Origin of the sequence: Lentzea fradiae (assembly GCF_900100955.1) — a bacterium.
GTDB lineage: Bacteria > Actinomycetota > Actinomycetes > Mycobacteriales > Pseudonocardiaceae > Lentzea > Lentzea fradiae.
This window is the reverse complement of sequence record NZ_FNCC01000010.1, coordinates 362,877-389,579: the sequence shown is the minus strand read 5'-3', so window position 1 is coordinate 389,579 and position 26,703 is coordinate 362,877. Positions and strand designations below refer to the sequence as shown.

General features: G+C 68.8%; 32 protein-coding genes. 13 read left to right on the top strand and 19 right to left on the bottom strand.

Annotated elements, in window-relative coordinates; genetic code table 11:
• Positions 1–17: 17 nt before the first annotated feature.
• The 13 genes from BLT23_RS25335 to BLT23_RS25275 form a co-directional block, all read right to left on the bottom strand.
• Positions 18–380, bottom strand: a complete 363-nt coding sequence (locus BLT23_RS25335) for an STAS domain-containing protein (protein WP_090052805.1) — start codon at positions 378–380, stop codon at positions 18–20.
• Positions 377–1,567, bottom strand: a complete 1,191-nt coding sequence (locus BLT23_RS25330) for a PP2C family protein-serine/threonine phosphatase (protein ID WP_245744158.1) — start codon at positions 1,565–1,567, stop codon at positions 377–379. Before BLT23_RS25330 ends, BLT23_RS25335 begins: the two co-directional genes overlap by 4 nt.
• A gap of 32 nt (positions 1,568–1,599) precedes the next feature.
• Positions 1,600–2,400 (bottom strand): alpha/beta fold hydrolase, encoded by an 801-nt coding sequence (locus BLT23_RS25325; RefSeq protein ID WP_089927574.1) that lies wholly within the window; start codon positions 2,398–2,400, stop codon positions 1,600–1,602.
• A 169-nt stretch (positions 2,401–2,569) separates the two neighbouring features.
• On the bottom strand, positions 2,570–2,779 hold the full coding sequence (locus BLT23_RS25320; protein WP_176946912.1) for a sigma factor-like helix-turn-helix DNA-binding protein: 210 nt from the start codon (positions 2,777–2,779) through the stop codon (positions 2,570–2,572).
• A gap of 121 nt (positions 2,780–2,900) precedes the next feature.
• Complete coding sequence (locus tag BLT23_RS25315) at positions 2,901–3,398, bottom strand: GAF domain-containing protein (protein ID WP_143036028.1); 498 nt, start codon at positions 3,396–3,398, stop codon at positions 2,901–2,903.
• A 292-nt stretch (positions 3,399–3,690) separates the two neighbouring features.
• Positions 3,691–4,746 carry an SPFH domain-containing protein gene (locus tag BLT23_RS25310; RefSeq protein WP_090052798.1) on the bottom strand — a complete coding sequence of 352 codons (1,056 nt, stop codon included), beginning with the start codon at positions 4,744–4,746 and terminating at the stop codon, positions 3,691–3,693.
• A gap of 3 nt (positions 4,747–4,749) precedes the next feature.
• Complete coding sequence (locus BLT23_RS25305) at positions 4,750–5,181, bottom strand: NfeD family protein (RefSeq protein WP_090052796.1); 432 nt, start codon at positions 5,179–5,181, stop codon at positions 4,750–4,752.
• A 153-nt stretch (positions 5,182–5,334) separates the two neighbouring features.
• Positions 5,335–6,003: an alkaline shock response membrane anchor protein AmaP gene (locus BLT23_RS25300; RefSeq protein WP_245744157.1), complete on the bottom strand. Its 669-nt coding sequence runs from the start codon at positions 6,001–6,003 to the stop codon at positions 5,335–5,337.
• On the bottom strand, positions 6,000–6,545 hold the full coding sequence (locus BLT23_RS25295) for a DUF6286 domain-containing protein (protein WP_089927560.1): 546 nt from the start codon (positions 6,543–6,545) through the stop codon (positions 6,000–6,002). The genes BLT23_RS25300 and BLT23_RS25295 overlap by 4 nt, the downstream gene beginning before the upstream one ends.
• The gene (locus BLT23_RS25290; protein WP_090052794.1) at positions 6,542–6,940 is read right to left on the bottom strand and encodes an Asp23/Gls24 family envelope stress response protein; all 399 of its coding nucleotides are present in this window, start codon (positions 6,938–6,940) and stop codon (positions 6,542–6,544) included. Before BLT23_RS25290 ends, BLT23_RS25295 begins: the two co-directional genes overlap by 4 nt.
• Positions 6,941–6,945: 5 nt before the next feature.
• Complete coding sequence (locus BLT23_RS40955; protein ID WP_089927554.1) at positions 6,946–7,122, bottom strand: hypothetical protein; 177 nt, start codon at positions 7,120–7,122, stop codon at positions 6,946–6,948.
• Positions 7,119–7,520, bottom strand: a complete 402-nt coding sequence (locus BLT23_RS25280) for a hypothetical protein (RefSeq protein WP_176946911.1) — start codon at positions 7,518–7,520, stop codon at positions 7,119–7,121. Before BLT23_RS25280 ends, BLT23_RS40955 begins: the two co-directional genes overlap by 4 nt.
• Entirely contained in the window at positions 7,517–7,996 is a 480-nt protein-coding gene (locus tag BLT23_RS25275) for an Asp23/Gls24 family envelope stress response protein (protein WP_089927551.1), read from the bottom strand. Before BLT23_RS25275 ends, BLT23_RS25280 begins: the two co-directional genes overlap by 4 nt.
• Before the next feature lie 580 nt (positions 7,997–8,576).
• Between BLT23_RS25275 and BLT23_RS25270 the strand changes: the two genes are divergently transcribed.
• Positions 8,577–8,780 carry a cold-shock protein gene (locus BLT23_RS25270; protein ID WP_089927059.1) on the top strand — a complete coding sequence of 68 codons (204 nt, stop codon included), beginning with the start codon at positions 8,577–8,579 and terminating at the stop codon, positions 8,778–8,780.
• On the opposite strand, the gene BLT23_RS25265 is transcribed toward BLT23_RS25270, so the two are convergent.
• The 4 genes from BLT23_RS25265 to BLT23_RS25255 form a co-directional block, all read right to left on the bottom strand.
• Positions 8,777–9,919, bottom strand: a complete 1,143-nt coding sequence (locus tag BLT23_RS25265) for a fatty acid desaturase family protein (protein ID WP_090052792.1) — start codon at positions 9,917–9,919, stop codon at positions 8,777–8,779. The genes BLT23_RS25270 and BLT23_RS25265 overlap by 4 nt on opposite strands.
• Positions 9,920–9,960: 41 nt before the next feature.
• Positions 9,961–11,121 carry an AI-2E family transporter gene (locus tag BLT23_RS25260; RefSeq protein WP_245744156.1) on the bottom strand — a complete coding sequence of 387 codons (1,161 nt, stop codon included), beginning with the start codon at positions 11,119–11,121 and terminating at the stop codon, positions 9,961–9,963.
• A gap of 156 nt (positions 11,122–11,277) precedes the next feature.
• A complete protein-coding gene (locus tag BLT23_RS40950) occupies positions 11,278–11,433 on the bottom strand; it encodes a DUF6307 family protein (protein ID WP_176946910.1) in 156 nt (51 codons plus the stop codon).
• A 6-nt stretch (positions 11,434–11,439) separates the two neighbouring features.
• Positions 11,440–11,934: a DUF5994 family protein gene (locus tag BLT23_RS25255; RefSeq protein WP_090052788.1), complete on the bottom strand. Its 495-nt coding sequence runs from the start codon at positions 11,932–11,934 to the stop codon at positions 11,440–11,442.
• A gap of 484 nt (positions 11,935–12,418) precedes the next feature.
• Between BLT23_RS25255 and BLT23_RS25250 the strand changes: the two genes are divergently transcribed.
• The 4 genes from BLT23_RS25250 (at position 12,419) to BLT23_RS25235 (ending at position 16,711) form a co-directional block, all read left to right on the top strand.
• On the top strand, positions 12,419–12,775 hold the full coding sequence (locus BLT23_RS25250) for an HPF/RaiA family ribosome-associated protein (protein WP_245744155.1): 357 nt from the start codon (positions 12,419–12,421) through the stop codon (positions 12,773–12,775).
• A 1,727-nt stretch (positions 12,776–14,502) separates the two neighbouring features.
• Positions 14,503–14,886, top strand: coding sequence for a hypothetical protein (locus BLT23_RS25245; RefSeq protein WP_089926798.1), 384 nt, complete (start codon positions 14,503–14,505; stop codon positions 14,884–14,886).
• Positions 14,887–15,274: 388 nt separating this feature from the next.
• Complete coding sequence (locus BLT23_RS25240) at positions 15,275–15,595, top strand: hypothetical protein (RefSeq protein WP_143036027.1); 321 nt, start codon at positions 15,275–15,277, stop codon at positions 15,593–15,595.
• A 27-nt stretch (positions 15,596–15,622) separates the two neighbouring features.
• Entirely contained in the window at positions 15,623–16,711 is a 1,089-nt protein-coding gene (locus tag BLT23_RS25235; RefSeq protein ID WP_090052784.1) for an integrase core domain-containing protein, read from the top strand.
• A 670-nt stretch (positions 16,712–17,381) separates the two neighbouring features.
• Here the strand turns inward: BLT23_RS25235 and BLT23_RS42300 are convergent.
• Positions 17,382–17,510, bottom strand: a complete 129-nt coding sequence (locus tag BLT23_RS42300) for a hypothetical protein (protein ID WP_425434409.1) — start codon at positions 17,508–17,510, stop codon at positions 17,382–17,384.
• A gap of 494 nt (positions 17,511–18,004) precedes the next feature.
• On the opposite strand from BLT23_RS42300, the gene BLT23_RS25220 reads away from it, so the two are divergent.
• The 7 genes from BLT23_RS25220 to BLT23_RS25190 all read left to right on the top strand — a co-directional run bounded on the left by BLT23_RS25220 (position 18,005) and on the right by BLT23_RS25190 (position 25,060).
• A complete protein-coding gene (locus BLT23_RS25220; RefSeq protein WP_090052781.1) occupies positions 18,005–19,483 on the top strand; it encodes an NAD-dependent epimerase/dehydratase family protein in 1,479 nt (492 codons plus the stop codon).
• A gap of 200 nt (positions 19,484–19,683) precedes the next feature.
• Positions 19,684–20,073, top strand: coding sequence for a VOC family protein (locus BLT23_RS25215; RefSeq protein ID WP_090052779.1), 390 nt, complete (start codon positions 19,684–19,686; stop codon positions 20,071–20,073).
• 41 nt (positions 20,074–20,114) lie between these two features.
• Positions 20,115–20,861 (top strand): SDR family NAD(P)-dependent oxidoreductase, encoded by a 747-nt coding sequence (locus tag BLT23_RS25210; protein ID WP_090052777.1) that lies wholly within the window; start codon positions 20,115–20,117, stop codon positions 20,859–20,861.
• Positions 20,862–20,944: 83 nt separating this feature from the next.
• Positions 20,945–21,631, top strand: coding sequence for a GntR family transcriptional regulator (locus BLT23_RS25205; RefSeq protein ID WP_090052775.1), 687 nt, complete (start codon positions 20,945–20,947; stop codon positions 21,629–21,631).
• Positions 21,632–21,711: 80 nt separating this feature from the next.
• Positions 21,712–22,860 (top strand): acyl-CoA dehydrogenase family protein, encoded by a 1,149-nt coding sequence (locus tag BLT23_RS25200; RefSeq protein ID WP_090052773.1) that lies wholly within the window; start codon positions 21,712–21,714, stop codon positions 22,858–22,860.
• Complete coding sequence (locus BLT23_RS25195) at positions 22,857–23,873, top strand: acyl-CoA dehydrogenase family protein (protein ID WP_090052771.1); 1,017 nt, start codon at positions 22,857–22,859, stop codon at positions 23,871–23,873. The genes BLT23_RS25200 and BLT23_RS25195 overlap by 4 nt, the downstream gene beginning before the upstream one ends.
• Positions 23,870–25,060 (top strand): CaiB/BaiF CoA transferase family protein, encoded by a 1,191-nt coding sequence (locus BLT23_RS25190; protein WP_090052769.1) that lies wholly within the window; start codon positions 23,870–23,872, stop codon positions 25,058–25,060. The genes BLT23_RS25195 and BLT23_RS25190 overlap by 4 nt, the downstream gene beginning before the upstream one ends.
• Before the next feature lie 3 nt (positions 25,061–25,063).
• On the opposite strand, the gene BLT23_RS25185 is transcribed toward BLT23_RS25190, so the two are convergent.
• Positions 25,064–25,663, bottom strand: coding sequence for a TetR/AcrR family transcriptional regulator (locus BLT23_RS25185; protein ID WP_245744153.1), 600 nt, complete (start codon positions 25,661–25,663; stop codon positions 25,064–25,066).
• Between the two features lie 174 nt (positions 25,664–25,837).
• On the opposite strand from BLT23_RS25185, the gene BLT23_RS25180 reads away from it, so the two are divergent.
• Positions 25,838–26,671, top strand: coding sequence for an IclR family transcriptional regulator (locus tag BLT23_RS25180; protein WP_090052767.1), 834 nt, complete (start codon positions 25,838–25,840; stop codon positions 26,669–26,671).
• Positions 26,672–26,703 lie beyond the last annotated feature (32 nt).

Below are 26,703 nucleotides of genomic sequence, written 5' to 3'. Positions count from 1 at the left end.
CGCGACCCGCACACCACTCACCCTCCGGCCGGCGACTCCGGCCAGGCGGCCTGGGCCTGCGCGGCGGTGGCGTAGGTGGTGAAGAAGGTGTCCAGCCCGATGAGCACGAGGGTGCGGGCGAGGTGGCGTGGGACGCCGGCGAGCGCCAGGCCGGCCTCCGCGGAGTGCGCGAGGTTGCGTGCGGCGATCAGCGCGGAGATGCCGCTGGAGTCGCAGAAGAGCAGTCCGGTCAGGTCGAGCACGACCTGCTGGCCCGGCCGCGGCGAGATCGCCTCGACGGCCTGGAGTGCGCGCGGGGCCGAGGCGGAGTCGAGCTCCCCGGCGAACTCGACCACCGGACCCGCTTCCAGGTCGAGCGTGGTGACGGTGAACGAGGTCATGGTCTCTCATCTCCAAGCAGGCGCACGCTGAGGGCGAGGAGCGCGGTGTCGTCGTCGACACCGTCGCCGAAGCTGTCGAGCAGCAGGGACACCGCGGCCACGGTCTCGGTCGCGCTGCCGACGTCAAGGGTGTCGGCCCAGTCGCGCAGGTCCTCCTCGTCGTAGCGGACGCGGCCGTGTGTGCGGGCCTCGGTGAGTCCATCGGAGTAGAGCAGGAGTGTGTCACCGGGCCGCAGGTGCAGCTCGACCTCGACGAAGCGGGCGTCCGGCAGCGCGCCGATCAGCTGACCGCCCCTGGTGTCGAGGAGTTCGGCCGCACCGCGGTGGCGGATCACCAGCGCCGGTGGGTGCCCGCCGCTCGCGAGGGTGACTTTGGCGCCGTCCTCCGCCGGTTCGAGCAGGCCGTGGATGGCGGTGCAGAACCGCGGCGTCGCGCCGTGCTGGTCCTTGAGCAGCGCCGTGTTGAGGCGCTTCAGCACGGAGGCGGGACCGGGCTCCTGCACGGCGGCGGCGCGCAGCGTGTAGCGGGTAAGCGACGTGACCACGGCGGCCTCCGCGCCCTTGCCGGACACGTCGCCGAGGAAGAACGCCCACGTGTCGCCGGTGAGGGGGAAGAGGTCGTAGAAGTCGCCGCCCACCTCGTCCGCGGAGGCGGGGTGGTAGTAGGCCGCGACGTCCATGCCGGGCACGTCCGGCAACGACGGCGGCAACAGCGTGCGCTGCAAGGTGGAGGCCAGCAGCTGTACACGGTCGCGTTCCTGTTCCGCCTCCTGGCGTGCGCGCAGCAGTTCGTGTTCGTAGGCGCGGCGGTCACCGGCGTCGAAGATGGTGGTGCGGATCAGCTGAGCCGTGCCGTTCGCGCTCGTCTTGACCGTCGAACTGACCAGCACGGCCATTCGCGTTCCGTCCGCGCGCACCAGTTCCAGCGCGATACCGCCGATCTCGCCGTGCATGCGCAGCATCGGCGCGAAGTGCGTCTCGTGGTAGATCCGGTCGCCGACGGGGAGCAGATCGGCGAACCGCCGACGCCCGAGGAGTTCCGCGCGTTCGTGTCCCAGCCATCCCAGGAGCGTGGCGTTGATCTTGGCGATCGTGCCGTCCATCAGCGTGGACAGGTAGCCGCACGGTGCGTTCTCGTACAGGTCTTCCGCACTGTCCTCCAGCAACGCCGAGAACGTGGTCTCCACTCCGGCCTCCTCGCCGCTTCCCGCCGGGCGGATCACCGGGCGCCCGCGAACTCAGCGATCGCGGCCGCCGTCTGCTCTGGAGCGCTCAGCTGCGGGCAGTGGCCGATCGCATCGAGCGTCACCAGCACGCTGCCCTCGATCCGGTCGTGCACGAACTGGCCGACCTCGCGCGGCGCGATCGCGTCCGAGGAGCACTGCAGCACGGCGGTCCGCACGGTGACGTCCGCGAGGTCCGCGCGGTTGTCGGACAGGAAGGTGGTGCGCGCGAACACCCGCGCGATCGCCGGGTCGGTGCGGCAGAACGCGGCCTCCAGCTCACCGGCGACCTCGGGCCGGTCCGGGTTGCCGGCGATGACCGGCGCCATCGCCGCGGACCAGCCGAGGTAGTTCGACTCGAGCGAGTCGAGCAGCTCGTCGATGTCCGCACGGGTGAAACCGCCCCGGTAGTCGCCGTCGTCGAGGTAGCAGGGCGACGGGGTCAGCAGCACGAGCTTGGCGAACCTCTCGGGCTCGCGGTTGGCCGCGAGGACGGCGATCATCGCGCTGACCGAGTGTCCGACCAGCACGACGTCCCGCAGGTCCAGCTCCGCGCAGATCTCCAGCACGTCCTCGGCATAACCGTCGAGTGTGGTGTAGCGCTGCGGGGACCAGGCCGCGACGTCGGACCTGCCCGACCCGACGTGGTCGAACAGCACGATCCGGAACCGCTTCGACAGGTCAGGCACCACCAGCCTCCACAGGTTCTGGTCGCAGCCGAACCCGTGGGCGAGCAGCACCGTCGGAGCGTCCTCGCAACCGATGACGGTCACGTTGTTCCTGCGTCGGGCGTCCATCACCGCATCCTGTCACCTGTGCGCGCGGCGGCCGGCCTGGGCGCACCCGGCCACCGGCCGTCGGGTCCGGCGTCAGCGGAGCGCGAGCGGAGTCCGCGTCCGGCGTCTGTCCACTGTGGAAGATGATTCCGGCATGATCTTTCCGTGCTGTGCCGGTGCCCTGACGGACTCATTCCCGCGTCCCTTCGCGCGTGATCGCGTTCCGCAGCGCGTCCAGGGCGTGGTGTTGCAGCAATCTCACGGCCGCCGCCGTCGAGCCCAGTGCCGACGCCGCCTGCTCGGCGGTCAGGCCGCGCACCACGCGAAGCTCCAGCACGGCGCGTTGCTCAGGGCTGAGCACGCTCAGATGTCCCAGATCGGCGTGGGGCTGATCGCTCAAGAGGACACCGGCCCTGGACCCGAGGGATCCCGAAACCTGTGGGGAACGTGGTCTCGCACGGCCCACGCGAGGCCACGAGGTGCCTCGGCGTCGAGCTGCGACTGCACCGCCACCGGACTCTTCACCACTCGTCGTCCAGCAGCAGGGTGAGAGCGATGTCTGCCAGCTGCACTGCTCCGGCGACCTCGGTGGGTGTCAGCGCGTCGCCGTCGCCGCGGTGGATCTCCAGCACACCGAGCGGTTCCGCGCCGAGGGCGAGAGGAAAGGCGAAGATCGCCGCGACTCCGGCCTCGACCGCCGCGCCGGCCAGGAGCGGCCAGCGCACCGACGCCACGTGGTCCACGAGATCCGGCACGAGCACCGGCCAGTTCTGCCGGGCCGCTTCGAACGCGGGCCCCTCGCAGAGCATGGTCTGCAGCTCCGCGATCTCCTCGCCGCAGAACCCGGAACTCGTGTAGAGGTCACAGCGGCCTGCGGCCTCCCACAGGTAGAGCGCCGTGCCGATCGCGTTCGTCCGCACCCCGCACGCGATGCACACGTGCCGGACGGCGACCTGGCGGTGGACGAGCCGGGCGGCGACGTTCGCCGAAACCGCCGAAAGGCGGCTGATGTCGAGCATGGTGGGCAGCACTCCAGACCGTGACTGGCGAAGTGGGGCCACCGGGGTCCGGGGCGGCGTGGCGCGATTCCGCCCGACCGAGCCGGACGCCTGACCGATCCTAGCGTCGAGCGCGCCCGGCGACCTCCGCCGTTCGGTCACCGCGGCGAACCTCGGCTCACGGATGTCGTCCGGTGTGGCACGACACCACTTCGAGCACAGGCCGGCACCGGGTGCGCGTTCGCGGCTCGGCGACCTGCCAGGACCAGCGGCCTGTCAGGGCTGGGCACGGTCACGGCGGCGCCGAACGCGATCACCGCGGCCGACGCCGTTCTCGGCTTCCCGCCGGTTCCGGTCGCAGTGCGTTCACCGGCGCGGCGGCGTCCGCGGCGTCCGAGACCGCTGCGGCTGCCGCCTCGCTCGCCCGCGCGACGTCCTCCTCGGCCTGTGCGGCGGCGGCCTCCACGGCTTCGTCGCGCCCGGCGGCGACTGATCGTGGCAGCACCTCTGAGAACGCCTTGGAGACGTCTTGCAGTGCGGTGGTGACCTCGCTCGGGATCACCCAGAAGGTGTTGCCGGGACCGTCCGCGAGCTTGGGCAGCATCTGGAGGTACTGGTAGGCGAGGAGTTTCGGGTCGGGATCGTTGCGGTGCACTGACTGGAAGACCTGGTCGATGGCGCGGGACTCGCCCTCCGCCTTGAGGATGGTCGCGGCCCGGTTTCCTTCCGCGCGCAACACCGCGGCCTGCTTGTCGCCCTCGGCCGTGAGGATCTGCGACTGACGCTGTCCTTCGGCGTTGAGGATCGCGGCCCGCTTGTCGCGCTCGGCCCGCATCTGCTTCTCCATCGCCTCCTTGATGCTCTGCGGCGGGTCGATGGCCTTGATCTCCACGCGGTTGACCCGCAGGCCCCACTTGCCGGTCGCGTCGTCGAGCACGCCGCGCAGCTGGTTGTTGATCGTGTCGCGTGAGGTGAGGGTCTTCTCCAGGTCCATGGAGCCGACGACGTTGCGCAGGGTGGTGACGGTGAGCTGCTCGACCGCCTGCAGGAAGCTGGCGATCTCGTAGGCGGCGGCCCGGGGGTCGGTGACCTGGAAGTACAGCACCGTGTCGATCTCCACCACGAGGTTGTCCTCGGTGATCACCGGCTGCGGCCGGAACGACACCACCTGCTCGCGCAGGTCGATCGGCGGGTAGACGCGGTCGACGTAGGGGATGACGAAGTTCAGGCCGGGCGTGAGGGTGCGCTGGTAGCGACCTAGACGTTCGACGTTGCGCGCACGTGCTTGCGGCACGATGCGCACAGCGCGCAGCACGGTGAACACCGCGAAGATCGCGAGCACCAGCCCGGCGACGAGCAGTGTGGACATGGCTCACTCCCGTGGGTAGACGACGGCGGTGGTGCCGTCGATGTGCAGTACGTCGACCGTGCTTCCGGCCGGGATGACGACGGACCTGTCGTACGGGCGAGCCGTCCAGTCCTCACCACGCAGCCGCACCAGGCCCTCGTGGTCGTTCACCTCACGCAGCACGTAGGCGGAAGCACCTACCAACGCCTCCACGCCGAACCGCTCCGGCCGCGGTCGCAGCATCATGCGCCGCGCCCAAGGCCTCACGAGCACCACGCCCGCGGCGGACACGACGCTGAACACCACGAGCTGACCGGCGATCGGCAGACCGATCGCCGCCGACCCCGCCGTGGTGATCGCCGCGACGCCGAGCAGGCCGAGTGCAGCGGTGAGCGTGAAGATCTCGGCGATGGCCAGAACCAACCCGATGATCAGCCAGATGAGCCAGGGATCCACGGCGCCACCCTCCCCAGGTGGAGGTACGCCTCGAACGCGCGACGTCTCCTCACGATCGTCGATCCGAATCCGTTCTCGTGTGGCGCTGCTGCGGTGGATCTCCTGGTCATGTGGCCTCCGTCAAGCCGAACACGGACGAGTTCGATGCGAGCCTCACATCGCACGGCTGCGGTTCTCGGCAGGCGCAGGGCCGCGGTCGTCACGTGGCGAGGCGCCGAGGTCGGGTGCCTGCTCCCGATGGGCACGTCGTGCGGGTGTCCGCGGGCCGCGCGCGTCGGTGAGGCGGAACTCGACGGTCGTGGGCAACTCGTCGATGGCGAGGGCTCGGCGCAGTCGTGGCAGCCCTTCCGAGACGAGTGCGTGCCGGATCGCGCCGGGCTCGCCGTCCCGCGTCGTGCTGATCACCAGTGCCAGAGCCGGGGCGTCCAGGCGCCCGGCCAGGGTGCCGTGCACGGCGTGCACGCCGGGGTAGGCCTCGATCTCTGCCAGCAAAGGGGTGATGGCAGTGCTCGCGGCCAGTTCGGTCCGGCCGCTGCCGGGTTCGGTGTCGTATCGCCAGGTGCTGCTCTCAGGTGTGCGGTCGGCCTGTGCGACGAGCCACCGGATCGCCAGGAGCCCGAGAGCCGCTGAGCCGATCGCGGCGACGTACCAGACCCACGTCGGCGGCAGGGCGTCGCCGGGAACGAGAGGGGCGTCGGGGCGGAGCAGGTTCAGGGTGGTGAGGGTCTCGGCCACCACGACACCGCCGCCGACGAGCAGCACCAGTCCGGTGACCGCCAGCACGACGCGGTTGAGCCTTGCTGGCCTCTCGAGGCCGTTCATCGTGTTCTCCTGGCCTTGACGTGGACGACCACGGCTGGTCGGATGGCCGGCCGGATGCGGTCGAGCCGGTTCTCGACCGCGCCGCGCACGGCGGCGGCGAGCCCGTCGGTGATCGTGCGGTCCGTGCTGACGGTCGTGGTGATCGTGCGCCGTCCGAGGGTGAGCCTCGCGGCGGTGACGCCGTCGACCGATGAAGCGGCTGTGCGCAGGACGTTGCGCAGGCTCCGGCGGGTGACCCCGGAGTCCATCGTGGACCTGGTGTCCGGGTCGTCGTCGCGCAGTGGCAGTACGACGGGGTTGCCGGGGAGCACCGCGCACAGCAGCAGGCCCGCACCGAGCACCACGCAGACCGCGGCGGTGAGCGCGACGACGGGGTCTTCCCAGCGGGTGTCGTGCACAGCGGCGAAGACGGCGCGGGGATCGACCCACGGGTCCTGCCCGAGGAGCGTCTGCACCGACACGACGGCGGCGAGAACGCAGGCCGCGAGGACGGTCAGAGCCACGAGGACGGCCGGTGTGCTGCGGCGGGGCAACCGCTTCATCGGATCCTCCGCGGCGTCACGACCGCGCGGTGCAGTGCGGTGACGGTGATGTCGACCTTCAACACGCTCAGGCCGGTCAAGGCGTGGACCCGGCTGATCAGGTGTGTCCGCGCGGACTCGGCGGTGCTGCCCACCGGCGCCGGGTAGGTGATCGACAGCCGCACGTCGAGCGCGACGACCGCGCCGGTGATCCTCGCGGCGATCCGCACGTTCCGTTCGGCCTCCTCGGCGCCGACCGTGACACCGAGCACGCGCGGTGCGGAACCACCGATGCCGTCGACCTCGAGCGCCGCGTGCGAGGCGATCCGCTCCACAGCTCTTTCGCTGATCGTGAGGCTGCCGCGCGCACCTGGATCGTCCGTGTTCTCCTGCGCGGGTGGGCCTGCGGGAGTCACGACGGTCAGGTCCGGTCGCGGCCGGAGAGCGCCGAGATGTCGAGCTTGCCGTCGAGGACCCTGCCGACGACGAGCCCGGCCGCACCGAGCAGCAGCACGACGATGAAGGCGCCGAAACCGCCGAACGCGGCGGCGAAGCCGAGCGCGATGCCCGCGAGCATCCCGGTGGTGGTCGAGTTCATGGTGTTGTCCCTGCTCTGGTGGCCGGAGTGCGGCTCGTCGCCCAGGCCCTCGCGGAGGGCAGGGGGAGCTTGCGCGCCGAGCGACGCCCGGTCGTGATGCCGGGCGACAGGACGCGGGGAATCGCGATGTCGCCGATCCACAGGTGAACCGGGAACTCGACTCTCCCGATCGCGGCGTGGACGGTGGCGCGCACGGCCGCATCGACTTCGGCGGTCGTGGCCGGGTACCTCGCGACGACGCCGATGACGATCTCGTCCGTGCGCAGGCGAACTCCCTCCACCCTGCGGCCCGGCAGGAGGGTGACGATCTCCCCGTACCGGCCGCTGTGCGGTCCCGCCACCTGGGGAAGGACCGTCACCGCGGTGGCGATGACCATCGCGTCGATCTGGGGGCTCACTGCACCCGACCGGGTTCCGGAGTCCTGCCGTCGTCCTCCTCGCCGGGGATGTGGACGTCGGTGACCGCGATGTTGACCTCCACGACCTGGAGACCTGTCATCTGCTCGACCGCGCCGATCACGTTGCGGCGAACCGCACTGGCCAGGTCCGCGATGGACACGCCGTACTCGACGAGGATGTGCAGGTCGATGGCGGCCTGTCGCTCGCCGACCTCGACCGAGACTCCCTGACCCGCTGACGCGGTGGCGCCGGGAATGCGCTCGCGCAGCGAGCTGAAGGCACGCGCCGCGCCTCCGCCCAGCGCGTGCACACCGGGGATTTCGCGCGTGGCGAGTCCGGCGATCTTCTGGACCACGGTGTCGGCGACGGTGGTCGTCCCCTCGGAGGAGGAGAGCAGGCTCCTGTTGGACGTCGCGATCTCGGAGTTCGTGGTCTGCGCAGGTGGTGTGGCTGCGGAGATGGTCGGGTTGGTCACTGCGGGTCTCCTCGATCTTGCGTTCGGTGTGGAGCGGATCCCGGGAGATCTCCTGTGACCCGAACGGCTGCCGCCACGTGAGCGCGGCGGGGCCGCGAGTGGTGCAGGAGAACGAAGCAGAAGAAACGCTCCCGGAGATCCCCTGTCGCCTGGGTCCGGGGCGGTTGGATGTCTGATGAGTTCCCCGGCATGCGGACCGCAAACCACTGCGGAGCGAGTAGCGGGACGAGTCGGAGTCCGTCTTCCGAGTCCGATGTGGGCTAGAAAACCAGAGCACGCACCCTCGCAGAACGACGCCGCTGCTTGACGGCTACGGGACTTCCACCGCGCTGTCCACGTCGGCCGGAGTGGACACCGCGGGGGCGTCCACGCCGAAGTGGACTTCGCACCGTCTGACGATGACGCGGTGGACCCACCGCCGAGCAGCCCGTGTAGCGTGGTGCCATCAGTCATGGTTCCGAAGTACCGGTCGCCCGTGATCACGTGTCACGGGCGTTTTGCTGTTCAGCATCTCCGAGGGCCATGGCGGATCACCTCCGGCTCCGCATCGTGCGGGTGCCGAATCATGCTTGGAGCGCACATGGCCACCGGAACCGTCAAATGGTTCAACGCTGAAAAGGGCTTCGGCTTCATCGAGCAGGACGGCGGTGGCGCGGACGTGTTCGTCCACTACTCGAACATCGCCGCCCAGGGCTTCCGCGAGCTCCAGGAGGGCCAGAAGGTCTCCTTCGAGGTCACTCAGGGCCAGAAGGGCCCGCAGGCGGACAACGTCGTCCCCGCCTAGTTCTTGCTGAGCCGCTGAACAGCGGCGTGCGTGAACGAACACCGAAGCCCGCCGGTTGGGTCCAACCGGCGGGCTTCGGTGTTCGTGGAGCTGCGGGCGTCACCCGGCTGGTGGCGGAGGGGTGAGCCGGCGTCGTGCAGGTGGCGCAGTACCTGGGCATAGGAGTGGCGCAGGGTGGTTTTGCTGTAGGGGATGCCGTGCCGGAGGCAGAAGTTCTCGACGAGGGGTTGCGCGTGCCGCAGGTTGGGGCGGGGCATGTGCGGGTAGAGGTGGTGCTCGATCTGGTGGTTGAGGCCGCCGAGCAGGGCGTCGACCCAGCGGCCGCCGGTGACGTTGCGGGAGGTGAGCACCTGCTTGTGGAGGTGGTCGAGGCGCTGGCCCTCGGTGATGATCGGCATGCCCTTGTGGTTGGGTGCGAAGGAGCAGCCGAGGTAGACGCCCATGAGGCCTTGGTGCACGGCGATGAACACGATCGCCTTCGCCGGCGACAGCACGAGGAACACCGCCGCCAGGTAGGCGATCATCGGCACGATCTGGAGCGCGGCTTCGCGCCACGGGTTTCGCAGTTCGTTGCGGCACAACGCGATGAGGCCGGAGATGCGCAGCACGGCGGCTTCCGCCAGCAGGAGCGGGAAGAACAGGAACGCCTGGTGCTTGGTGATCCAGCTGTACAGGCCGCGTTTCCGGGCGGCCTGGGCGCGGCTGAAGGCGAGGGCGTGGATCTCGATGTCGGGGTCGTGGTCCTCGTGGTTGGGGTTGGCGTGGTGGCGGTTGTGCTTGGCGACCCACCACTGGTAGCTGATGCCGGTGAGGCTGCCGTGCAGGTGCCCGACGATGTCGTTGTTGCGGTGGCTGCGGAAGATCTGCCGGTGGCCGGCGTCGTGGCCGATGAACGCCAGTTGCGTCGAGGCCACGGCCAGGACGGCTGCGGTGACCAGTTGCCACCAGGAGTCACCCACCATCACGAACGTCACGGCGATCGCGCCGAGCAGCAGCGCGTTGACCGCCATCCGCAACAGGTAGTAGCCGCGTCGGCGGTTCAGCAGGCCGGCGGCCTTGAGCTCTTTGGTGAGGCGGGCGAAGTCGCTACCGCGAGGGCGATCAGTCGTGTCTGTCGGGACGACGTGCGTTGAGGTCATGTACCTGCTCCGGGGGTGGCTGCGGTGAGCCGTTGTGGGTTTCACTTCTCGGCTTCGGTGTCCAGGCCGGGTTCGTCCGGTCCGGACTCTTCTGGCTGGCTGGTGTGCACGTCGGCGGGTGACACGTGTTCGTCGGCATCGCTGCGCAGGGAGCGGATCGCGGAGTTGAGCACCGCCAGCAGGGGAACGGCGAGCAGCGCGCCCGCGATGCCTGCGACGAGCAGGCCTGCCGCGATGGCCAGCACCACCGCGAGCGGGTGCAGCTTCACCGCGCGTCCCAGCAGGAATGGTTGCAGGATGTGGCTTTCGAGCTGGTTCACCGCGATGACGATGATCAGGACGATCACCGCGGTCAGGGGACCGTTCGCGACGAGTGCGATGAGGACGGCGACGGCACCGGCCACCACCGCGCCGAAGATCGGGACGAACGCGCAGATGAACACCAGCGCCGCCAGCGGAACCGCCAGCGGTACGCGCAGCACGGCCAGTCCGATGCCGATACCGACCGCGTCCACCACCGCGACCGCTCCGGTGGCGCGGACGTAGCTGACCAGTGCGGCGAGGCTGCGCCTGCCTGCCACGTCGACCCGCCTGCGGGGTCCGTCGGGAACGACGCGGATGAGGAACTGCCAGATCCGGGGGCCGTCGTAGAGGAGGAACGCGAGCGCGAACAGCACCAGCAGCATCTCGGCGAGGGTCTCGCCGACTGTCGCGGCGGTGGTGATGGCGCCCGTCGTGATGCCGGACTGGTTGTCCTGCAAGGTTTTCAGGATCCGGTCGGCGAAGTCGCTCAGCTGGGTCTCGCTCAGTTGCAGCGGGCCGTTGACGAGCCAGCCGGAGATCGTGTCGATGCTTCGGGCCAGTTGCGCTGCCAGGTCCGGCAGGCCGTTGACGAAGGTCACCACGACGAACGTCAACATTCCGCCGAGCACGAGCAGTCCGCCGACCAGGACCAGCGCGGTGGCGAGACCTCGGGGAACTCGGTGTGCCATCAGGAAACCGACGGCCGGTGCGAGCAAGGCGGCCAGCAGCAGCGCGATCGCGAGCGGCACGACGAGTGCCGCCAGCCTGCTGAAGATGACACCGATTACGTAGAGCGCCGCGACCACGACGAGAAAGCGCCAGCTCAACGCTGCGCCGACCCGCAGCACAGCTGGAATCGGGCTTCGTTCGGGCGGCACTTCACCGCGGTCGGTGCTCACCAACGCCTCCAGTGTCGATTTCCGACGCCGGGGTCCGGGGGGTCATCGGTGAGTCGGCAGGTGGCTGCCTGTCTCTGCTCGGATTTCCCTGCCGCGCAGGGCGCAAACCCGGCTGGGACAGCAGGCGCTCGCGAACCACTCAGGTGTGTTGCTCGATCAACGGATGTGCTCGGGGATGTGGTCCAGTGCGCCCAGCACGTGCACGGCGAGAGCTCGCGAGGATTCGGCGCTGAGCTCGGAATGCTCGGTCAGGGTGTCCTGAACCAGCTTGAGCCTGCGCTCGTACAGGGACACGTAGGTCGACGCTGTCATCTCTTCTCACTCTCTCGGCTGTGGTACCTGGGTCTGGAGGGCGGTCGAGGAAAACAGGTCCTCGACGGTGTCGGTGTTGTCGCGGTGTGCGGCGCGCATCATCGCTTCATGTGCGGCCGCTGAGGACGTGTCGGGGGGAACGAGCAGCAGGGTGAGGCGGCGCCGGTCTGAGGCGATCAGGTCCACGGTGTGGGCGGGCCTGGTCCAGAACCCGTCGAGCCGGACCCGGATGCCGTCGGCGGCTATGCGGCGCGGCGCGGTGTCCCAGTCGCTGAGGTGGTAGTTCACTCTGGGGATCTCACCCAGCCGGACGTTCAGCACTGCGAGCAGGGCGGGCAGTTCGGTGGTGAGGTCGTGGGAACGTGGCCACCAGGCGCCGTCGACGTATCCCGTGGCAGGCGCCTGCGGCCGCAGGCGCAGTCGCAGCGGAGACCGGGGCTGCTGTTCGTCAGCGTCGTCGGCGGCCCTTGGGGCGGTGGATCGGTGAGGGACCGGCGTCATGCCGGACTCCAGTCTCGGCCAGAGAAAACTGCCGGTTCAGGTTTCGTCGAGTACGACCTGAGCTTGACCGCTCAGGTGCGAGATGTTCTCGACAAAATCAACCATACACCGTTTCAGTTGTGATCGACTGAAAAGTTTCGCGTTGTTCGTGTCGTCGGTGGGCATCCGCGAAGCTTCAGTCGCGACACCGCCGATCTATCCGTTTTCGCTGCTAGATGCCCTGTGGTGGGGCGGATGCGGGGCGGAGCTGTGCCGCTCGGCGGCCGAAGGGTTGCCATCGTCGGATTCTCATGTGAATTTCAGGTGATAATGCGCGCGGGTGGTATAGAGTATGCGAAAGAGATTATTTCGACGTTTTCAGATTTGAGGCTGAGGGCAGCTTCCCGCTCGCTCGTCGGGCAGGCGGTTCGTCTTGGTCATGAGGAGAGATTTCAGTGAGCACCGTCAGCGACAACGCATGAACGCAACTCCCGAAGATGCTTCAGTGATCGCGCAGCGACTGCACCTCGCCGCCGGCTTCCACTCGTCCGAACGCGACTGGGTCGTGGATCGCCTGGCCGCGCTCGGTTCCCGTCTGCGGTCGTACCGCGACGACGAGATCGAACTGGAGATCAGCCTCAAAGACCGCAAGGGCGTCGAGCAGCGCGTCATGCTGCAGTGCTGGATCAACCACGGCCATCGGCTGCACCTCGTCGCCACCTCGTCCCAGCGAGAGCTTCCCGCGGCGCTCAACGAGGTCCGCGACGAACTGATCCGTCAGGTCGGCGAGACCAAGACCCGCACCGAGCCGCGCAGCAACCGCGCGCTGCGGTCCGTCCCGACACCACCCGAACTCGGCTAGCGGCACAGGCATCGGTCGGTCCGGCAACGCCCCGACATCAGAGCGCGTGATTGGGATGTGCCATTCAAGTGTCCGTGAGGCGAGTAGGCACTTTCCGCAACATGACAGCGTTGGTGGACGAACTCGATTTGATCCCTGCTCGCGATCCCGGTCGTGTTCGTACTCGGCTTCGGGCTTCGTCCGCTGGGGTTCTGCACTGCCGATCCATAATGGACGATACGGGGGAGGCGGCGTGCCATGAGGTCGCGAGGTCGTCATCACGAACCGGAGGAGCTGCCCGCCGATGATCGCACCAAGGGGCGTCAGGACGCGCAGGGGCGACACGCACACGCTGATCCCTGCTGCCCATTGTTGCCCTTCGCCACGGCGTTGACATTCGACCCCGCAGCTGGAGCAGCGTAGGATGAGGTTACCGAAGGCATGTCGTAGCACCGGCGGTCAAGCTGGTGCCGCCTTGGGCGCATCAGGAAGCCCGGCTGGTTCAGCTGGAGGCGGGAGCGCCGAGATGACCTCGGATCTGCTCTGCGCTACTGCGGCGTTGACCGTACGACACGGTCTGAGGCTGCCATTGAAACCAGACGCGATGTCCGACAGGCACTTTCCGGGGGCTGGCGACCGTTGTCGACCGACCCGGCCATCGATGTCCCTGCGCTCGTCGCTCCGGCCAAGCGACCCTGGTGACACCGGAGTCGTGCTCAAGACCGGCTCCCGGCTTGTAGGGGGCAGCCCGGTGGCGGACATCCTGGGCGCGATGTCGGTCGCATTCATGGATAACTACTCGTCCACCGCCAGTATCACCGTCGCTCGGTCACACGCGTCACCTGCGCCTCCGTGGCCGAGCCCGCAGGCCGATCGCCAGCACCGTCATACCTGAGCAGCTGCTGCGCTGCAGGCAGGTGGTGAATCAGGCCAGAACGGCGACGCGCTGTGCGGTCGAACAGCTCGAGATTTGCGAGACGCAGCGTGTGGCGTCGGCGGGCTTGGTTCGTCGGATGTACAGGTCGCGGAGTTCTGGGTATTCCTGGGTGTGCAGTCGTCAGTTCGATGATCGGGGCGAGCTCGATGTGGTCGAGCCTGAAAGCACAGATGGAGACGGTGCGCGACACGCGGGCGATGGCGTGGGAGTCAGTGCAAGCGCGCGCAACGAAGGGCGGACGACCTCAGTAGCGAAGCGACGCACTGACTTCAGTCTCGGGCGCGTCCTGCGGCCGCCGTTCAGGCTTCGGGTGTGAACGACGGTGTGCGGCGACTTCTGCTCCCACTACACCGATCCCACGTGCGCTCGCCACTGCGGCCGGATCAACATCTGCGCATGACTGTTCTGGGGCTTCGGGAATCTTCCCGAACGACTTCGCTTGTCCCGCAAGGGAGGTGCCACAGAGGATTCGTGCGAACACGATGAGGTGTAGGGTTGTGTCTGTGGGGCAGATGCGCTTTCGCACTTCCCAATCCCTCGCGCCGTGTAGCCACTTCGGCTTCAGCGCGGGACGCGAAGAAAGTCGGAACCATGAGAAACCAGAACATGTCGCGTCCCGAAACGGTGGACGAGCTGTTCAGTCATCCCGAAGAACACCACTAACTCGCAAAATCCGGTTCCCCCGACGAGCAGCTGTCCTGCGTGAACCTCTTCCTCGAACCTGTGCAGGAACCGCGAAGTACAGCCTGAAACGCCGGTAAGTCATTGCCCGGCAACAGAGGCGCACACTCCACAAAGGATCGGAAGGCGCATGCCCGACACTCGTGAAGGCGTGGCAATCGTCGCCCAGCGCCTACGCCTCGCCACCGGATTTCTCTCATCCGAACGCGGCTGGGTCTCGGAACGCCTGGCTGCGCTCGGCCTGAGGTTGCGGTCATTCCGCAACGACGAGGTCGATCTGGAAATCAGCCTGAAGGACCGTCAGGGCGCAGAGCAGCGAGTCACCCTGGAATGCTGGATCAACTGCCGGCCCCGCCTGCACTTCATCGCCACGTCCTCGTCGCGCGATCTGTCCGCGGCGCTGGGCGAGGTTCGCAACGAGCTGATCCGGCAGGTCGACGAGGCCGAGAAGCGCACTGATCCACGCAGCAACCGCACACTGAGGTTGGTGCCCGGATTGCCCGACAGCGACTAGGGCCACGCGGCCGGCACGGATGCTCAGACGGTTGACGTCCGGACGTGCTGAGCGGGGCGGCGCAGGCACCCTGCGGCTGGCTGCGCATTCAAGCGTCGTCACCGCCAGGCCGGGGCGCAGTCCTTCCCTGCGGTCGTACCGCGACGACCAGATGCGCTGTGGTCCGTCCCCGCCACTCGAACTCGGCTAGAGGCGTGCTGGCGCGTGGTGCGGCTGTGTGCGGAGTAGCGTTGGAATCATCGATGGACCTGCAGGCGCAGAAGAACACCCCGTGACGGGTTCTGCTCGGGTCGGTGGGAGGATCCGAGCGGGCGCCGCCGTGGTGTCGGCCGTTCTCGTGCTGCTCGCGGCCGTCCTGGCGATACTGCTAGGTGTCTCAGAGGCTGGCGTGGCGCTGCTGGGTGTTCTCGCGTGGCTGGTCGCGCTGGCGGCGCGAGTGCCGGCGCTCGCCTCCGCTGGCAGGCTCCGAGATCCGGAACGCAGCCGCACGATCCTCGCGGCAACCTCAGCGGTCACGGACGAAGGCGTCCGGCTCGCGTTCGTGCTGGTCGTCGTCAGTGGATCCGCTTCCGCGCTTTGGGCGGGCTTCGGTTGGGCGCTGGCAGAGCTCGTTTTCGTCGTCGCCACGCAGCTGGCGCAGTTCAGCTGGCCCATCGGACGCCAAGCGGCGGTGTGCCGCCCGGAAAGTCATCGCCGCTCTGAGCAGTGATGTTATTCCGGCTGCGAGCATGTTCGGGTGATCGTTTCGCTGTTGTACAAGGTGGTCTGCAAGCTGATGTCTGTCCCTGCCATGCTGCTTCGCAGTGAGGCAGCCAAGGACGCGGAGCTTCTCGTGCTGCGGCACGAGAACGTCGTGCTTCGTCGGCAGCTGACCGGGCCGGTCCGTTATGAGACCGCGGACCGGTTCTGGTTCGCTGCGCTGTCGAGACTGGTGGACCGCTCGCACTGGAAGGTGGTTTTCCCGGTTACTCCTGGGACGTTGCTCGGCTGGCATCGCAGGTTCGTCGCTTGGAAGTGGGACTACAGCGCACGTCGGCGGACCGGGCGTCCCTCCACCCAGACGGCGATCAGGGCGCTCGTGCTCCGGCTTGCCAGGGAAAATCCACGGTGGGGACATCGGCGGATTCATGGCGAGCTGGTTCGGCTTGGTCATCGCATCGGCGCCTCGACAGTCTGGGACGTGTTGAACCGCGCGGGTATCGATCCGGCACCTCGGCGAGGCGGTCCGACCTGGCGGGAGTTTCTGACCGCGCAGGCTGAAGGCATCATCGCGGCTGACTTCTTCCACATCGACACCGTGCTCGGCGCACGTCTGTACGCGCTGGCGTTTCTCGAACACGGCACCAGGCGTCTGCACATCACCGGCGTCACCGCCCATCCGACACGGAACTGGACGGTGCAGCAGGCGAGGAACTTGACCGGCGAGCTCGGAGCGCGCATGGAGTCTCTCCGGTTCCTGCTGCGTGACCGCGACGGCAAGTACGGCGACGCGTTCGACGCCGTATTTGAGGCAGAGGAACTGCGTGTGATTGCGACCGCGCCGCGAGCTCCTCGGATGAACGCGCATTGCGAACGGGTCATCGGCAGCATCCGCCGCGAGGTTCTCGACCACGTCCTCATCATGGGAGAAAGCCATGCGCGTCGAGTACTCGCGGCCTACCAGACGCACTACAACGAACACCGGCCTCACCAGGCCCGCGACCAGCTACCACCAGACGCTCACGAGCACCTCCGAGTGGCGCATGATCTTGACGTCTCTGGCCGTCGACCCGTCCGCACGCGGATCCTCGGTGGGGCGATCAACGAGTACCGATATGCAGCTTGAGCGGCAGCGATGACTTTCCGGGCGTCACACCGGCCTCCGGATGCGCCGGCCAACACCTACGTCCGCGAGGACGTCGTACTTCAGACGCTCCCGAGGCTGATCGCTGAGCGCGGGCACAATCCGGATTCCGACCTGACAGCACAACTCCACGAGTTGCGGCTAGAAATCACCTACGTCGGGTCTGATCTGAGATTAAGACCCTCGCCGACCAGTCGAAGTCCCGCTCGAACTCAACGTACAACGCAAGCGGCGTTAGCGCTGGATTGGGGATCGGGGACACCAGAAGTGCCTATATAAAGCAATTACCCCACGAATAAATTGCTCCCGTGGGGTAATTCCGTGTCCCAGACTTGAGTTCCCATATGTAGCAAGCTTGCGCAACTCGTGTGTTCACGCGCTATTGGATAGCTCGAATTCAGTATAGAGGGCCAGCCGACACTAATCAATCTTTCGGGCTGATCTGTATCGACTGGAGCAAGAACTTCCGCGGCGACCTCTTCTATTGCCCGCTTATCTGGAATCAGGCCCATCTGCGATATGCGCTGGGTGAGTACGAGCGGTACTACAGCGAGCATCGAGCCCGTCGATCGCTCGCCGACGCGGCACCCCTGCGGGGCCGGCCTCAGCCTGGCGAACCCGCTCAGATTGAACGCCGCATCATAGACCGACATTATCTTCTCGACTGAGTCATCCACGAGTATCGCCATGTGCCTTGACCTGCATGGACGTAGTTTCCGGCACGCGCAAGGTCACGCCACGGGGCGCCGGTGCGTTCCTTCCAGAGGATCGCGTTGATCACCTGCCGGTGGCTGCGCCACCGGCCACCGCGCTGCCCGCTCTGCGCAGGCAGTACGGCGCGATCGCCGCCCAGGCCTTGTCCGTCAGCTCACCACGTCCGACCACAGACCATCATCTGCACACGATCATGAGAAAGATCCGCAGGACACGCCCTAGCGCCGCCACCCGTTTGATCTGCGCAGATGCATTAGTCGGCACGTACAAGCTGGAACCTGTCGGTTAGCTTGACGCCACCTTTGCTTGCACGTGCTAGCTCTCGCGTGTACTTTGCGGCACGGCGGCTAGCACGTGCTAGTGCCGACGACGGAGCGCTGTTCAACGATCTAACGCATCTGCCGCCGGCTTTACGGCCCTTGCCTTCGACGGCTCCGGCCGAAATACCGAGCGAGCTGGGGCCGGTCGAGTCCAGACCTGAGCAGCAGTTCCCCATGACAGCGCAATCGCCCACCAGGTCGGGGCGGCTCACGTCGCTCCACAACGCCCTCACCACGCGAAATGAGGCCACACTTGCGAAACAGGCGAACTCGGGTCTTCCTCACCGGTGCCACAGGTAACTGGGGGCGCGCAGTCCTCGACGAATTCCGCGTGCGCGCAGACCACGTCGAGGTCGTGGCGTTGGTCCTGCCCAGCAAGCGCGACACCGAAGTGATTCGCCGCTACGCGGACATGGAGAACCTCGAGGTCGTCCACGGGGACCTCACCGACTACGAGGCGGTCGAGCGCTGCGTGCGCGGTGCGGACTTCGTTCTGCACGTCGGCGCGGTGGTTTCGCCGTACGCCGATGATCGCCCCGAGTTGGCTCACCGGGTCAACGTGGGCAGCATCCGCAACATCGTCCGCGCGGTGCGTGCCCAGCCCGACCCCGCCCGTACTGCCGTCGTCGGCATTGGTTCCGTCGCGCAGACCGGTGATCGCAACCCGCCGCACCATTGGGGTCGTGTCGGAGACCCGCTGCGCGTTTCCCGCTATGACGAGTACGGGCAGACGAAGGTGATCGCCGAGAAGGAACTCGTCGACTCCGGCTTGCCCCGCTGGGCGTGGCTGCGCCAGACCGGCATCTTTCACCCCGGCATGTTGCAGATCCGCGACCCGATCATGACGCACTCCACGCTCGGCGGCGTCATGGAGTGGGTGTCTGCCGAGGACGCGGCGCGGTTGCTGGCCAACGCCTGCGAACCCGATATACCCGATGAGTTCTGGGGCGGTATTTACAACATCGGCGGCGGCGAGGGATGGCGGTTGACCAACTGGCAGCTGCAGACACGCATCAGTGCGGCGCTGGGTGTCGGGGACCCGCGGCGCTGGTACGACCGGAACTGGTTCGCCACCCGCAACTTCCACGGCCAGTGGTACACCGACTCCGACCGGTTGCAGGAGCTGGTGCCGTTCCGCGGTGACACCTTCGACGCCGCACTCGATCGGGCGTTGCGCGCCAACCCCTCGTTGAAGATGGCGGGTCGGATACCGGCGTGGGTTGTGAAGAACTTCGTCATGAAGCCGCTCACCCGCAAGCAGCGGGGCACCATTGCCTACGTCCGCGATCGGGACGAGGAGGCGATCGCGGCCTACTACGGTTCCCGTGCGCAGTTCGAGGCCATCGGCGGTTGGGACAGCTTCCACCCCGTTGAACCGGACCGCATGCCATCCCGGCTGGATCACGGCTACGACGAGGACAAGGACCCCGCCCGGTGGACGGCCTCGGATTACGGCGACGCTGCCGCTTTCCGCGGGGGAGAGCTCCTCTCCGGTGATGTGCCGAAGGGCGATATCGCCACGCCGCTGTCCTGGCGGTGCGCGTTCGGCCATGAGTTCATCGGCAGCCCGCGTCTGGTCCTGACCGGCGGTCACTGGTGCCCTGAATGCGTCAAGGACGTCGCTGGCTACCCGCGCCAGGCCGAGAGCAACGCCTTTCTCGCTCAGCTCGAATCCGTTGAGGGAGCTCAGTCGCGGGCGGCCACGGGCAGCACCTCGTGAAGCAGAAGACTCGCCTTGTTGCCGCTGCGATCGGTGTCTCCGGTCTTCGCGGTGATCGGTGCGGGCTGACTTTCACGACCAAGGCGCCGCACACCGCTCAGGTGATGTCCGTGCTCCCGCTCAGTGGAACACCGGCCGATTCGTCGCAGCCGGAACGGCTGTACTGCGCGCCGTCGTGACACGCCACTTCCGGAGGGTTCATGGGCGACGGTGGGCAGTTGACGTTCGTCAAGGTCGTCGTGAACGACCTTGACGCGCAGGCCGAGTTCTACCGGTCCGTCGTCGCGCTGGCGGCCGTGCACCGGCTGTCCGGTGGTGAGGGCGAGGGTCGCTACGAGCAGCTCGTGCTCGCCGGCTCCGGTGCGGGGCCGACGGTGCTGCTGGTGCGGTATCTCGATCGGGATGTTCCGCCGGCCGGTGAGGTCGTTCTCGGCTTCGGCGTCACCGATGTCGACGAGGTCGTGCGCGCCGCTGTGGCGGCCGGTGGCTCCGTGCGCGTCGAACCCAGGGCGCTGCCCGGCACCGGGATGCGGGTGGCCGTGGTGACCGATCCGGAGGGGCACGCGCTGGAGTTGGTGCAGGGCTCGTGAGAGCTGTCTCGACGACCACAACACACGGGAAGAGGACGACGATGTTCGATCTGTCGGGCCACGCGGCCCTGGTCACCGGAGCCGGTCAGAACGCGGGTGCGGGCATCGCCCGTGCGCTGGCGGCTCGGGGCGCGGCCGTGGCGGTCAACGACCTGGTGGCCGAGCGGGCCGAGGCGGTCGCGAAGGAGATCACGGCGGTGGGCGGCACGGCGTTGGCGGTGCCGTTCGACGTCACCGACCGCGACGCGGTCCGGGAGGCCGTGGCGCGAGCTCGTGACGGGTTGGGGCGGTCCGTCGACATCATGGTGCACAACGCCGGTATCGCCGCCGACTTCGGGCAGGGGCACTTCCGCACCCTGGAGCCGAGCCGGTGGCGCGCGCCGATCGAGATCAACCTGTTCGGCGCGATGAACTGCGTTTCGGCGGTCGTGGACGACATGTGCGAGACCGGGTGGGGACGCATCGTGCAGATCTCCTCCGGAGCCGCCCGCACGGGCTCGGACCAAGGTTTGTCGCTGTACGGGGCGGGCAAGAGCGGGGTAGAGGGCTTCATGCGGCACCTGTCGCAAGAGCTCGCGCCCTCCGGCGTCACGGTCAACACGCTGGCCCTCGGGCTGCAGACCAACGCCGCCGGGGCGGCCACCGAGGTGTTCGCGCAGAAGATCCCCACCCGGCGGCTGGGCAGGCCCGAGGACGTCGGTGCGGCCGTGGTCTACCTCGCCTCGCCGGAGGCGTCCTGGCTGACCGGGCAGATCCTGAACCTCAACGGCGGCAGCGTCACGTCCTGACCGGTGGGTGGGCCGGGCCGGTGCGCCGTCACCCGCCCACCCGACCGCGCACCGTACGGTGGTGCGGATCGTGAGGAGTGCCCATGCCAGCCAAGAGGAGCGCGGACGCCGCCGACCAGGCCGTGTCGCGCGTGGTCGACGGCATCAAGCGGATGATCGTCTCGGGTGACCTGCTGCCGGGGCAGCAGATCCGGCAGGAGCAGATGGCCGCCGTGCTCGGGGTGAGCCGGCTGCCGGTGCGCGAGGGCTTGCGCCAGCTGGTCGCCGACGGGCTGGTCGCGCACGAGCACAACGTGGGCTTCGCGGTAGCGCGGTTGAGCCGTCCGGAGTTCGACCAGGTGTACCTGATGCGCCGGCTGCTGGAGACCGAGGTGATCCGCGGGTTGCCGCGCCCGGACGCCGGACAGCTGGACCGGATCGGGTCACTCGCCGAGGACGTCGAACGGGCCGCCGCCGATCTGGACCTGCCCCGCATGAGGGAGGCCAACAGCGCCTTCCACCAGGCGATCTTCGAGATGAGCAGCCTGAACCTGGTGGTCGCCGAGATCAACCGCATCTGGACGTGGGCGCTGCCCTACCACGCGGTGTACCTCTACGACGAGGCCGCGCGGGCACGCATCCTCACCGAGCACCGGGACATGGTGGCCGCCCTGGGCTCGGGTGACCTGGACCGCCTGGTCGAGCTAATGGACACGCACCGGGCGGGTTCCGAGGCGCAACTGTCGCTGATGTTCCGCGCCGGCGCGACGCCTCGGCCGTCAGCTGGATGAGGAGTCCACTCAGCGGAACTATGGATTCAGGATTGGATCCAATTTTCTAGTGTGATCCGGACCCCGAGAGAGGAGTCCGGGTGACAGCCACGATCGACCTCGCCGCCCACCGCCCCGGCGACTCGGAGCTGCGGCTCCGGGACGAGGTGCGGCAGTTCCTCGACGACCAGCGTGCCGCAGGCGCGTTCCGGCCGCGTAGCGACGCATGGATGTCCGCCGCCGACCCCGCCTTCAGCAGACGGCTCGGCGCACGCGGTTGGCTGGGCATGACCCTGCCCACCCGCTACGGCGGCCACGACCGCTCTCCACTGGAGCGCTTCGCGGTCGTCGAGGAACTGCTGGCAGCGGGCGCGCCGGTCGCCGCGCACTGGATCGCCGACCGCCAGATGGCCCCTTCCGTTCTGCGCAACGGAACCGAAGAACAGCGGCGGCGTTACCTGCCCGGGATAGCTCGCGGCGAGTGCTTCTTCGCCATCGGCATGAGCGAGCCGGACGCGGGGTCCGACCTGGCCGCCGTACGCACCCGCGCCCGCGAAGCGGACGGCGGGTGGGAGATCACCGGCACCAAGCTGTGGACCACCGGCGCGCACTTCGCCCACGCGATCGTGTTGCTCGCACGTACGGACGGCGCACCGGGGGACCGGCACAACGGCCTGTCGCAGTTCGTGGTCGACCTGCCGCACCCGGCGGTGCACGTCCGGCCGATCACGACGATCGACGGCGAGCACCACTTCAACGAGGTCGTTCTCGACCACGCTGTCGTCCCGGCCGGCGCGCTGCTGGGCGAACGTGGCGCGGGCTGGCGGCAGGTCGTCGCCGAGCTGGCGCACGAGCGCTCCGGTCCCGAGCGGTTCCTCAGCACCGCCCCGCTGCTCGAGACGTGGTCGTCGGAACTTCGCCTCACCGACCCGGTGGCCGCACGCGAGGTCGGAAGGCTCACGGCCCGCGCCTGGACGCTGCGGCAGCTCTCGCTGGCGGTGGCCGCGGCACTCGCTGCGGGACGATCCCCCGAGGTGGCCGCGGCACTCGTCAAGGACCTGGGCTCGCGCTTCGAGGGCGATGTCGTGGAGACCGTGCGGAGGCTGGCCGGTATCGAACCCCGACCGGGCGCCGACGGACTGGCGGGACTGCTCGCGGACGCGATCCCGCACACCCCCGCGTTCACCCTGCGCGGCGGGACGAACGAGATCCTGCGGTCCGTCGTGGCCCGCGGACTGGGGGTCCGGTGAACGACGAGCTGCACGAGGAGATCCGGGCCGCGGTCGGCGCGATCCTCAAAGGACGGTCGGCGCGCGGCGGCTTCGACGCCGCGCTGTGGAAAGACCTGTCCGACACGGGCTTCCACCTACTGGGCGTGCCCGAGGAGGTCGGCGGTAGCGGTGGGGGACTGCGCGACCTCGCGGTGGTGGTCGACCTCGTCGCCTTCCACGCCTCCGCCGCCCCGGTCGCCGAGTCGGCCTTCCTGGCGGGATGGTTGTTGGCCCAAGCCGGTGTGGCCGTGCCAGGTGGTCTGGTCGTGGCCTCGCTCGACGAGGTCGAGGCGCACCGGCGCGGTGGCTCATTGCGGCTGTCGGGCCGGGCGGCAGTGCCGTGGGCGCGACATGCCGACCACATCGTCGTTCTCGCCCGTGACGGTGACGAGGTGTCGGTGGCCGTGGTACCTGTGGGCGAGCTCGAGAAGGCGGAGAACCTCGCCGGGGAACCGCGCGACATCGCGGTCTTCGACGATGTCGAGGCGCTCACCGCCGCACCGGTCGGGGTCGACGTCGACGACTTGCGGCTGAGAGGGGCGCTGGCACGGTCGGTGCAGTTGGCGGGTGCGGCGCGTGCGGTGCTGAAGTCCGCGCGGCAGTACGTGGCCGAACGCGAGCAGTTCGGCCGCCCGCTGGCCCGCTTCCAAGCCGTGCAGCAACACCTGGCCGCGCTCGCGGCGGAGGTCACCGCCATGCGGATCAGCGCAGACGCCGCCCTGCTCGCGGTCGAGGCGCACCACCGGCCCGAGTTCGCCGTGGCCGCCGCCAAGGCCACCACGTCGGCCGGCGCGCATGTCGTCGCCACGATCGGACATCAGTTGCACGGTGCGCTCGGCTACTCCGCCGAGCACCACCTCGGCGCGGCGACCACGCGGCTGTGGTCGTGGCGCGAGGAGTTCGGCAACGAGGCCCACTGGCAGGACCGGCTGGCCGCCGCCGTGGTGGCGGAAGGCTCCTGGTGGTCGACGGTCGCAGGAGGTGCCCGATGAGCGGGGGAGCGTTGCGCGGCCTGAAGGTCCTGGACCTCAGCCGGGTGCTGGCCGGGCCGCTGTGCACGCAGATGCTCGCCGACCATGGAGCCGAGGTGATCAAAGTCGAACCCCCTGCGGGGGACGAGACCCGGCGCTGGGGACCGCCGTTCGTGGACGAGGAGCAGACCACCAGCGCCTACTACCAGGGCCTCAACCGCAACAAGGCCAACGTCGTGCTCGACCTCAAGATCGGACGGGCCCGGGAGGTGGTGCTCGACCTCATCGCCGACGCGGACGTGGTCGTGGAGAACTTCAAAGCCGGCACCATGGAACGCTGGGGACTGGGGTACGAGTCGCACCTGGCGGCACGGTTCCCGCGCCTGGTGTACTGCCGCATCACCGGCTACGGCGTGGACGGTCCGCTGGGCGGTGAACCGGGCTACGACGCGGTGTTGCAGGCCCACGGCGGGCTGATGAGCGTCAACGGCGAACCGGACGGAGACCCGTTGCGCGTCGGCGTGCCGGTCGTGGACATCACCGCCGCGCACCAAGCGTTCGCGGGCGTCCTGCTGGCTCTCGCCGAGCGGACGGTCAGCGGTCGCGGGCAGCTGGTGGACATCACGTTGGTGGACGCCGTGGTGTCGCTCATGCACCCGCACTCGGCCGCCCACCTCGCGTCCGGGCACGTGCCGGTCCGCACCGGGGCAGCGCACCCGACCGTCGCGCCGTACCAGGTGTTCCGCACCGCCCGCGGCGGCAGCCTGTTCGTGGCGGCGGCCAGTGACGCCCACTTCGCCGCGCTCACGGAAGTGCTGGGCCGGCCGGACCTTGCCGGGGACGAGAGGTTCCTGCGCAACCGGGACCGCGTCGAGCACCGCGCCGACCTGCTGGCCCTGCTCGACCCGCTGTTCCGCGCCCGGGACGCTGGTGAACTGGCCGAAGCCCTGAGGGTGCGAGGGGTTCCCGCGAGTCCGGTCAACGACGTCGCAGCCGCCTTGGCCGCGCCCCAGGTCCGCCACCGGCGGATGGTGGTCTCCGACGGCGGTTACCGGGGGATCGGCGTGCCGATCAAGCTCAGCCGTTCGGCACCGGTGCCGCCTCGTGCGCCCGTCGCCCAGGGGGCCGACACCGAACGCGTGCTGGCCGCCCGCGGTTACGGGGTAGAGGATCTCGCGGCTCTGCGCGAGTGCGGCGCGTTCGGCTGAGCATCACCGCACGGCCGCGCCGGCCAGCACCATCCGCAGCGCGTCGCGCAACAGCCCGGCGAGGTCCTCCTCGGAGCCGGACGTGATCCAGTGCTCGAAGACGTGCCGGGTGGCGTGCACGACCAGGTAGGCGGGCAGCGTCCGGTGCAGCGGGTGCCCGCCGGCCGGGAGGCGGCGGTCGAGGTACCCGGCGATCACCTCGCAGAGCTCCTGGTCGGCCTCCTGCCAGCGCAGGCGGTACTCCGAGGTGGTCACCATCAGCGTGAGGAAGCGCCGGTCGAACTCGCTGAGGCGGCCACCTGGCATGGCGGCGGTCCAGGCTACGACGAGGGCCTCGACCGGATCGGTGGTGTCCGGGACGTCCCGCAGAGCGGCCGCGACGGCCTCGGACGTGGCACGGAAAAGCGGGCGCACCACGTCCTCCTTGACGGGGAAGTGTCGGTGGAAGGTGCGTGGGGAGACGCCGGCGGCCTCGGCGATCCGTTCCACCTTCGCCGAGGTGTCGCCGTCGGCCACGAAGATCTCCATCGCGGTGCGGGCGATGGCGGCGCGCAGCTCCTCGGCGCGTCGCTCGGTCAGCGTCGGGCGCTCACCCCTCGGCACGGCCACACCTCTCCACGCGACGACCGCCTACGGCCGCAAGACGGGATGCAGGATCGTATGCGGAAATTGGACACGATTTGTTTACACGATGCTGATGTGCGGCTACGCTCACACATGTCAGTTTCTGCCATGTCGGCAGATTATGCAATAAGGCGATGTTGCCGGGAGGTGCCGATGACGACGGCCCGGAGCCACGAAGCGCCCGCCGCGATGATCGACCGAGTGGCCTCCCTGCTCCAGGTCTTCGACGGCGGCCACCGGTTCACCCTGGCCGAGGTCTCCCGGCGTGCCGGTCTGCCGCGCTCGTCCGCGCACCGCATCCTCGGCCGCCTGGTCGACCTCGGCTGGATCGAGCGCCGTGGCTTCGAGTACGCGTTGGGCATCCGCATGTTCGAACTGGGGTCCCAGGTGGTCCGCCGCGACGGTGTGCACCAGGCCGCCCTGCCGCACATGCACGCCCTGCACCGCTCGACCGGGTTGACCGTCCACCTCAGCGCCCTGCAGTCGGGGGACGTGCTGCACCTGGAACGCATCGGCGGCTGGCCGGAGAAGGGGGAGGGCTGGCGGCTGGGCGCCCGGCAACCCGCCGTGCACTCGGCCGCGGGTCGCGCCCTGCTCGCTCAGCTCGACGACGCCGACTGGCCCGACCTGACCTACCCCGCGCCCGCCACGCCCGGCGGGGTCCGCACCGAGACCGACCTGCGCCGTGAGATCGACCGGGTGCGCGACCACGACGGCGTCGCGGTGGACGCCGAGGGCTGCTCCGCCGGCGTCATCGCGGTCGCCGCCGCCATCGGTCCAGCCGAGGACGGGCTGTCCGCAGCCCTGTCGCTGTGCGGACCGGCGGCCGCCGTTCCCGTCGACCGTGCCGTCGCCGCGGTGCGCCGGGCGGCCACCGACATCTGGTACGCGGCTGCCGGCGTGACCCGCCTGCGGGGGCGTCCCACCCGCCCCGTCCACGCGGCCTTGCCGCTCGCCGAAGCGCTGACCGCCGTCGCCCGCGGTTGAACCGCGCATCCGTCGTTTCGCCCCGCCACCAC

Bases quoted from the DNA above. Each gene is read 5' to 3' on its own strand.
- BLT23_RS25265 (WP_090052792.1), bottom strand. From the start codon at position 9,919: ATGACCTCAACGCACGTCGTCCCGACAGACACGACTGATCGCCCTCGC.
- BLT23_RS25255 (WP_090052788.1), bottom strand. From the start codon at position 11,934: ATGACGCCGGTCCCTCACCGATCCACCGCCCCAAGGGCCGCCGACGAC.
- BLT23_RS25310 (WP_090052798.1), bottom strand. From the start codon at position 4,746: ATGTCCACACTGCTCGTCGCCGGGCTGGTGCTCGCGATCTTCGCGGTG.
- BLT23_RS25325 (WP_089927574.1), bottom strand. From the start codon at position 2,400: ATGGACGCCCGACGCAGGAACAACGTGACCGTCATCGGTTGCGAGGAC.
- BLT23_RS25245 (WP_089926798.1), top strand. From the start codon at position 14,503: ATGCCCGACACTCGTGAAGGCGTGGCAATCGTCGCCCAGCGCCTACGC.
- BLT23_RS25190 (WP_090052769.1), top strand. From the start codon at position 23,870: ATGAGCGGGGGAGCGTTGCGCGGCCTGAAGGTCCTGGACCTCAGCCGG.
- BLT23_RS25335 (WP_090052805.1), bottom strand. From the start codon at position 380: ATGACCTCGTTCACCGTCACCACGCTCGACCTGGAAGCGGGTCCGGTG.
- BLT23_RS40955 (WP_089927554.1), bottom strand. From the start codon at position 7,122: ATGAACTCGACCACCACCGGGATGCTCGCGGGCATCGCGCTCGGCTTC.
- BLT23_RS25180 (WP_090052767.1), top strand. From the start codon at position 25,838: ATGACGACGGCCCGGAGCCACGAAGCGCCCGCCGCGATGATCGACCGA.
- BLT23_RS25270 (WP_089927059.1), top strand. From the start codon at position 8,577: ATGGCCACCGGAACCGTCAAATGGTTCAACGCTGAAAAGGGCTTCGGC.
- BLT23_RS25220 (WP_090052781.1), top strand. From the start codon at position 18,005: ATGAGGCCACACTTGCGAAACAGGCGAACTCGGGTCTTCCTCACCGGT.
- BLT23_RS25215 (WP_090052779.1), top strand. From the start codon at position 19,684: ATGGGCGACGGTGGGCAGTTGACGTTCGTCAAGGTCGTCGTGAACGAC.
- BLT23_RS25295 (WP_089927560.1), bottom strand. From the start codon at position 6,545: ATGAAGCGGTTGCCCCGCCGCAGCACACCGGCCGTCCTCGTGGCTCTG.
- BLT23_RS25300 (WP_245744157.1), bottom strand. From the start codon at position 6,003: ATGAACGGCCTCGAGAGGCCAGCAAGGCTCAACCGCGTCGTGCTGGCG.
- BLT23_RS25315 (WP_143036028.1), bottom strand. From the start codon at position 3,398: ATGCTCGACATCAGCCGCCTTTCGGCGGTTTCGGCGAACGTCGCCGCC.
- BLT23_RS25205 (WP_090052775.1), top strand. From the start codon at position 20,945: ATGCCAGCCAAGAGGAGCGCGGACGCCGCCGACCAGGCCGTGTCGCGC.
- BLT23_RS25210 (WP_090052777.1), top strand. From the start codon at position 20,115: ATGTTCGATCTGTCGGGCCACGCGGCCCTGGTCACCGGAGCCGGTCAG.
- BLT23_RS40950 (WP_176946910.1), bottom strand. From the start codon at position 11,433: ATGACAGCGTCGACCTACGTGTCCCTGTACGAGCGCAGGCTCAAGCTG.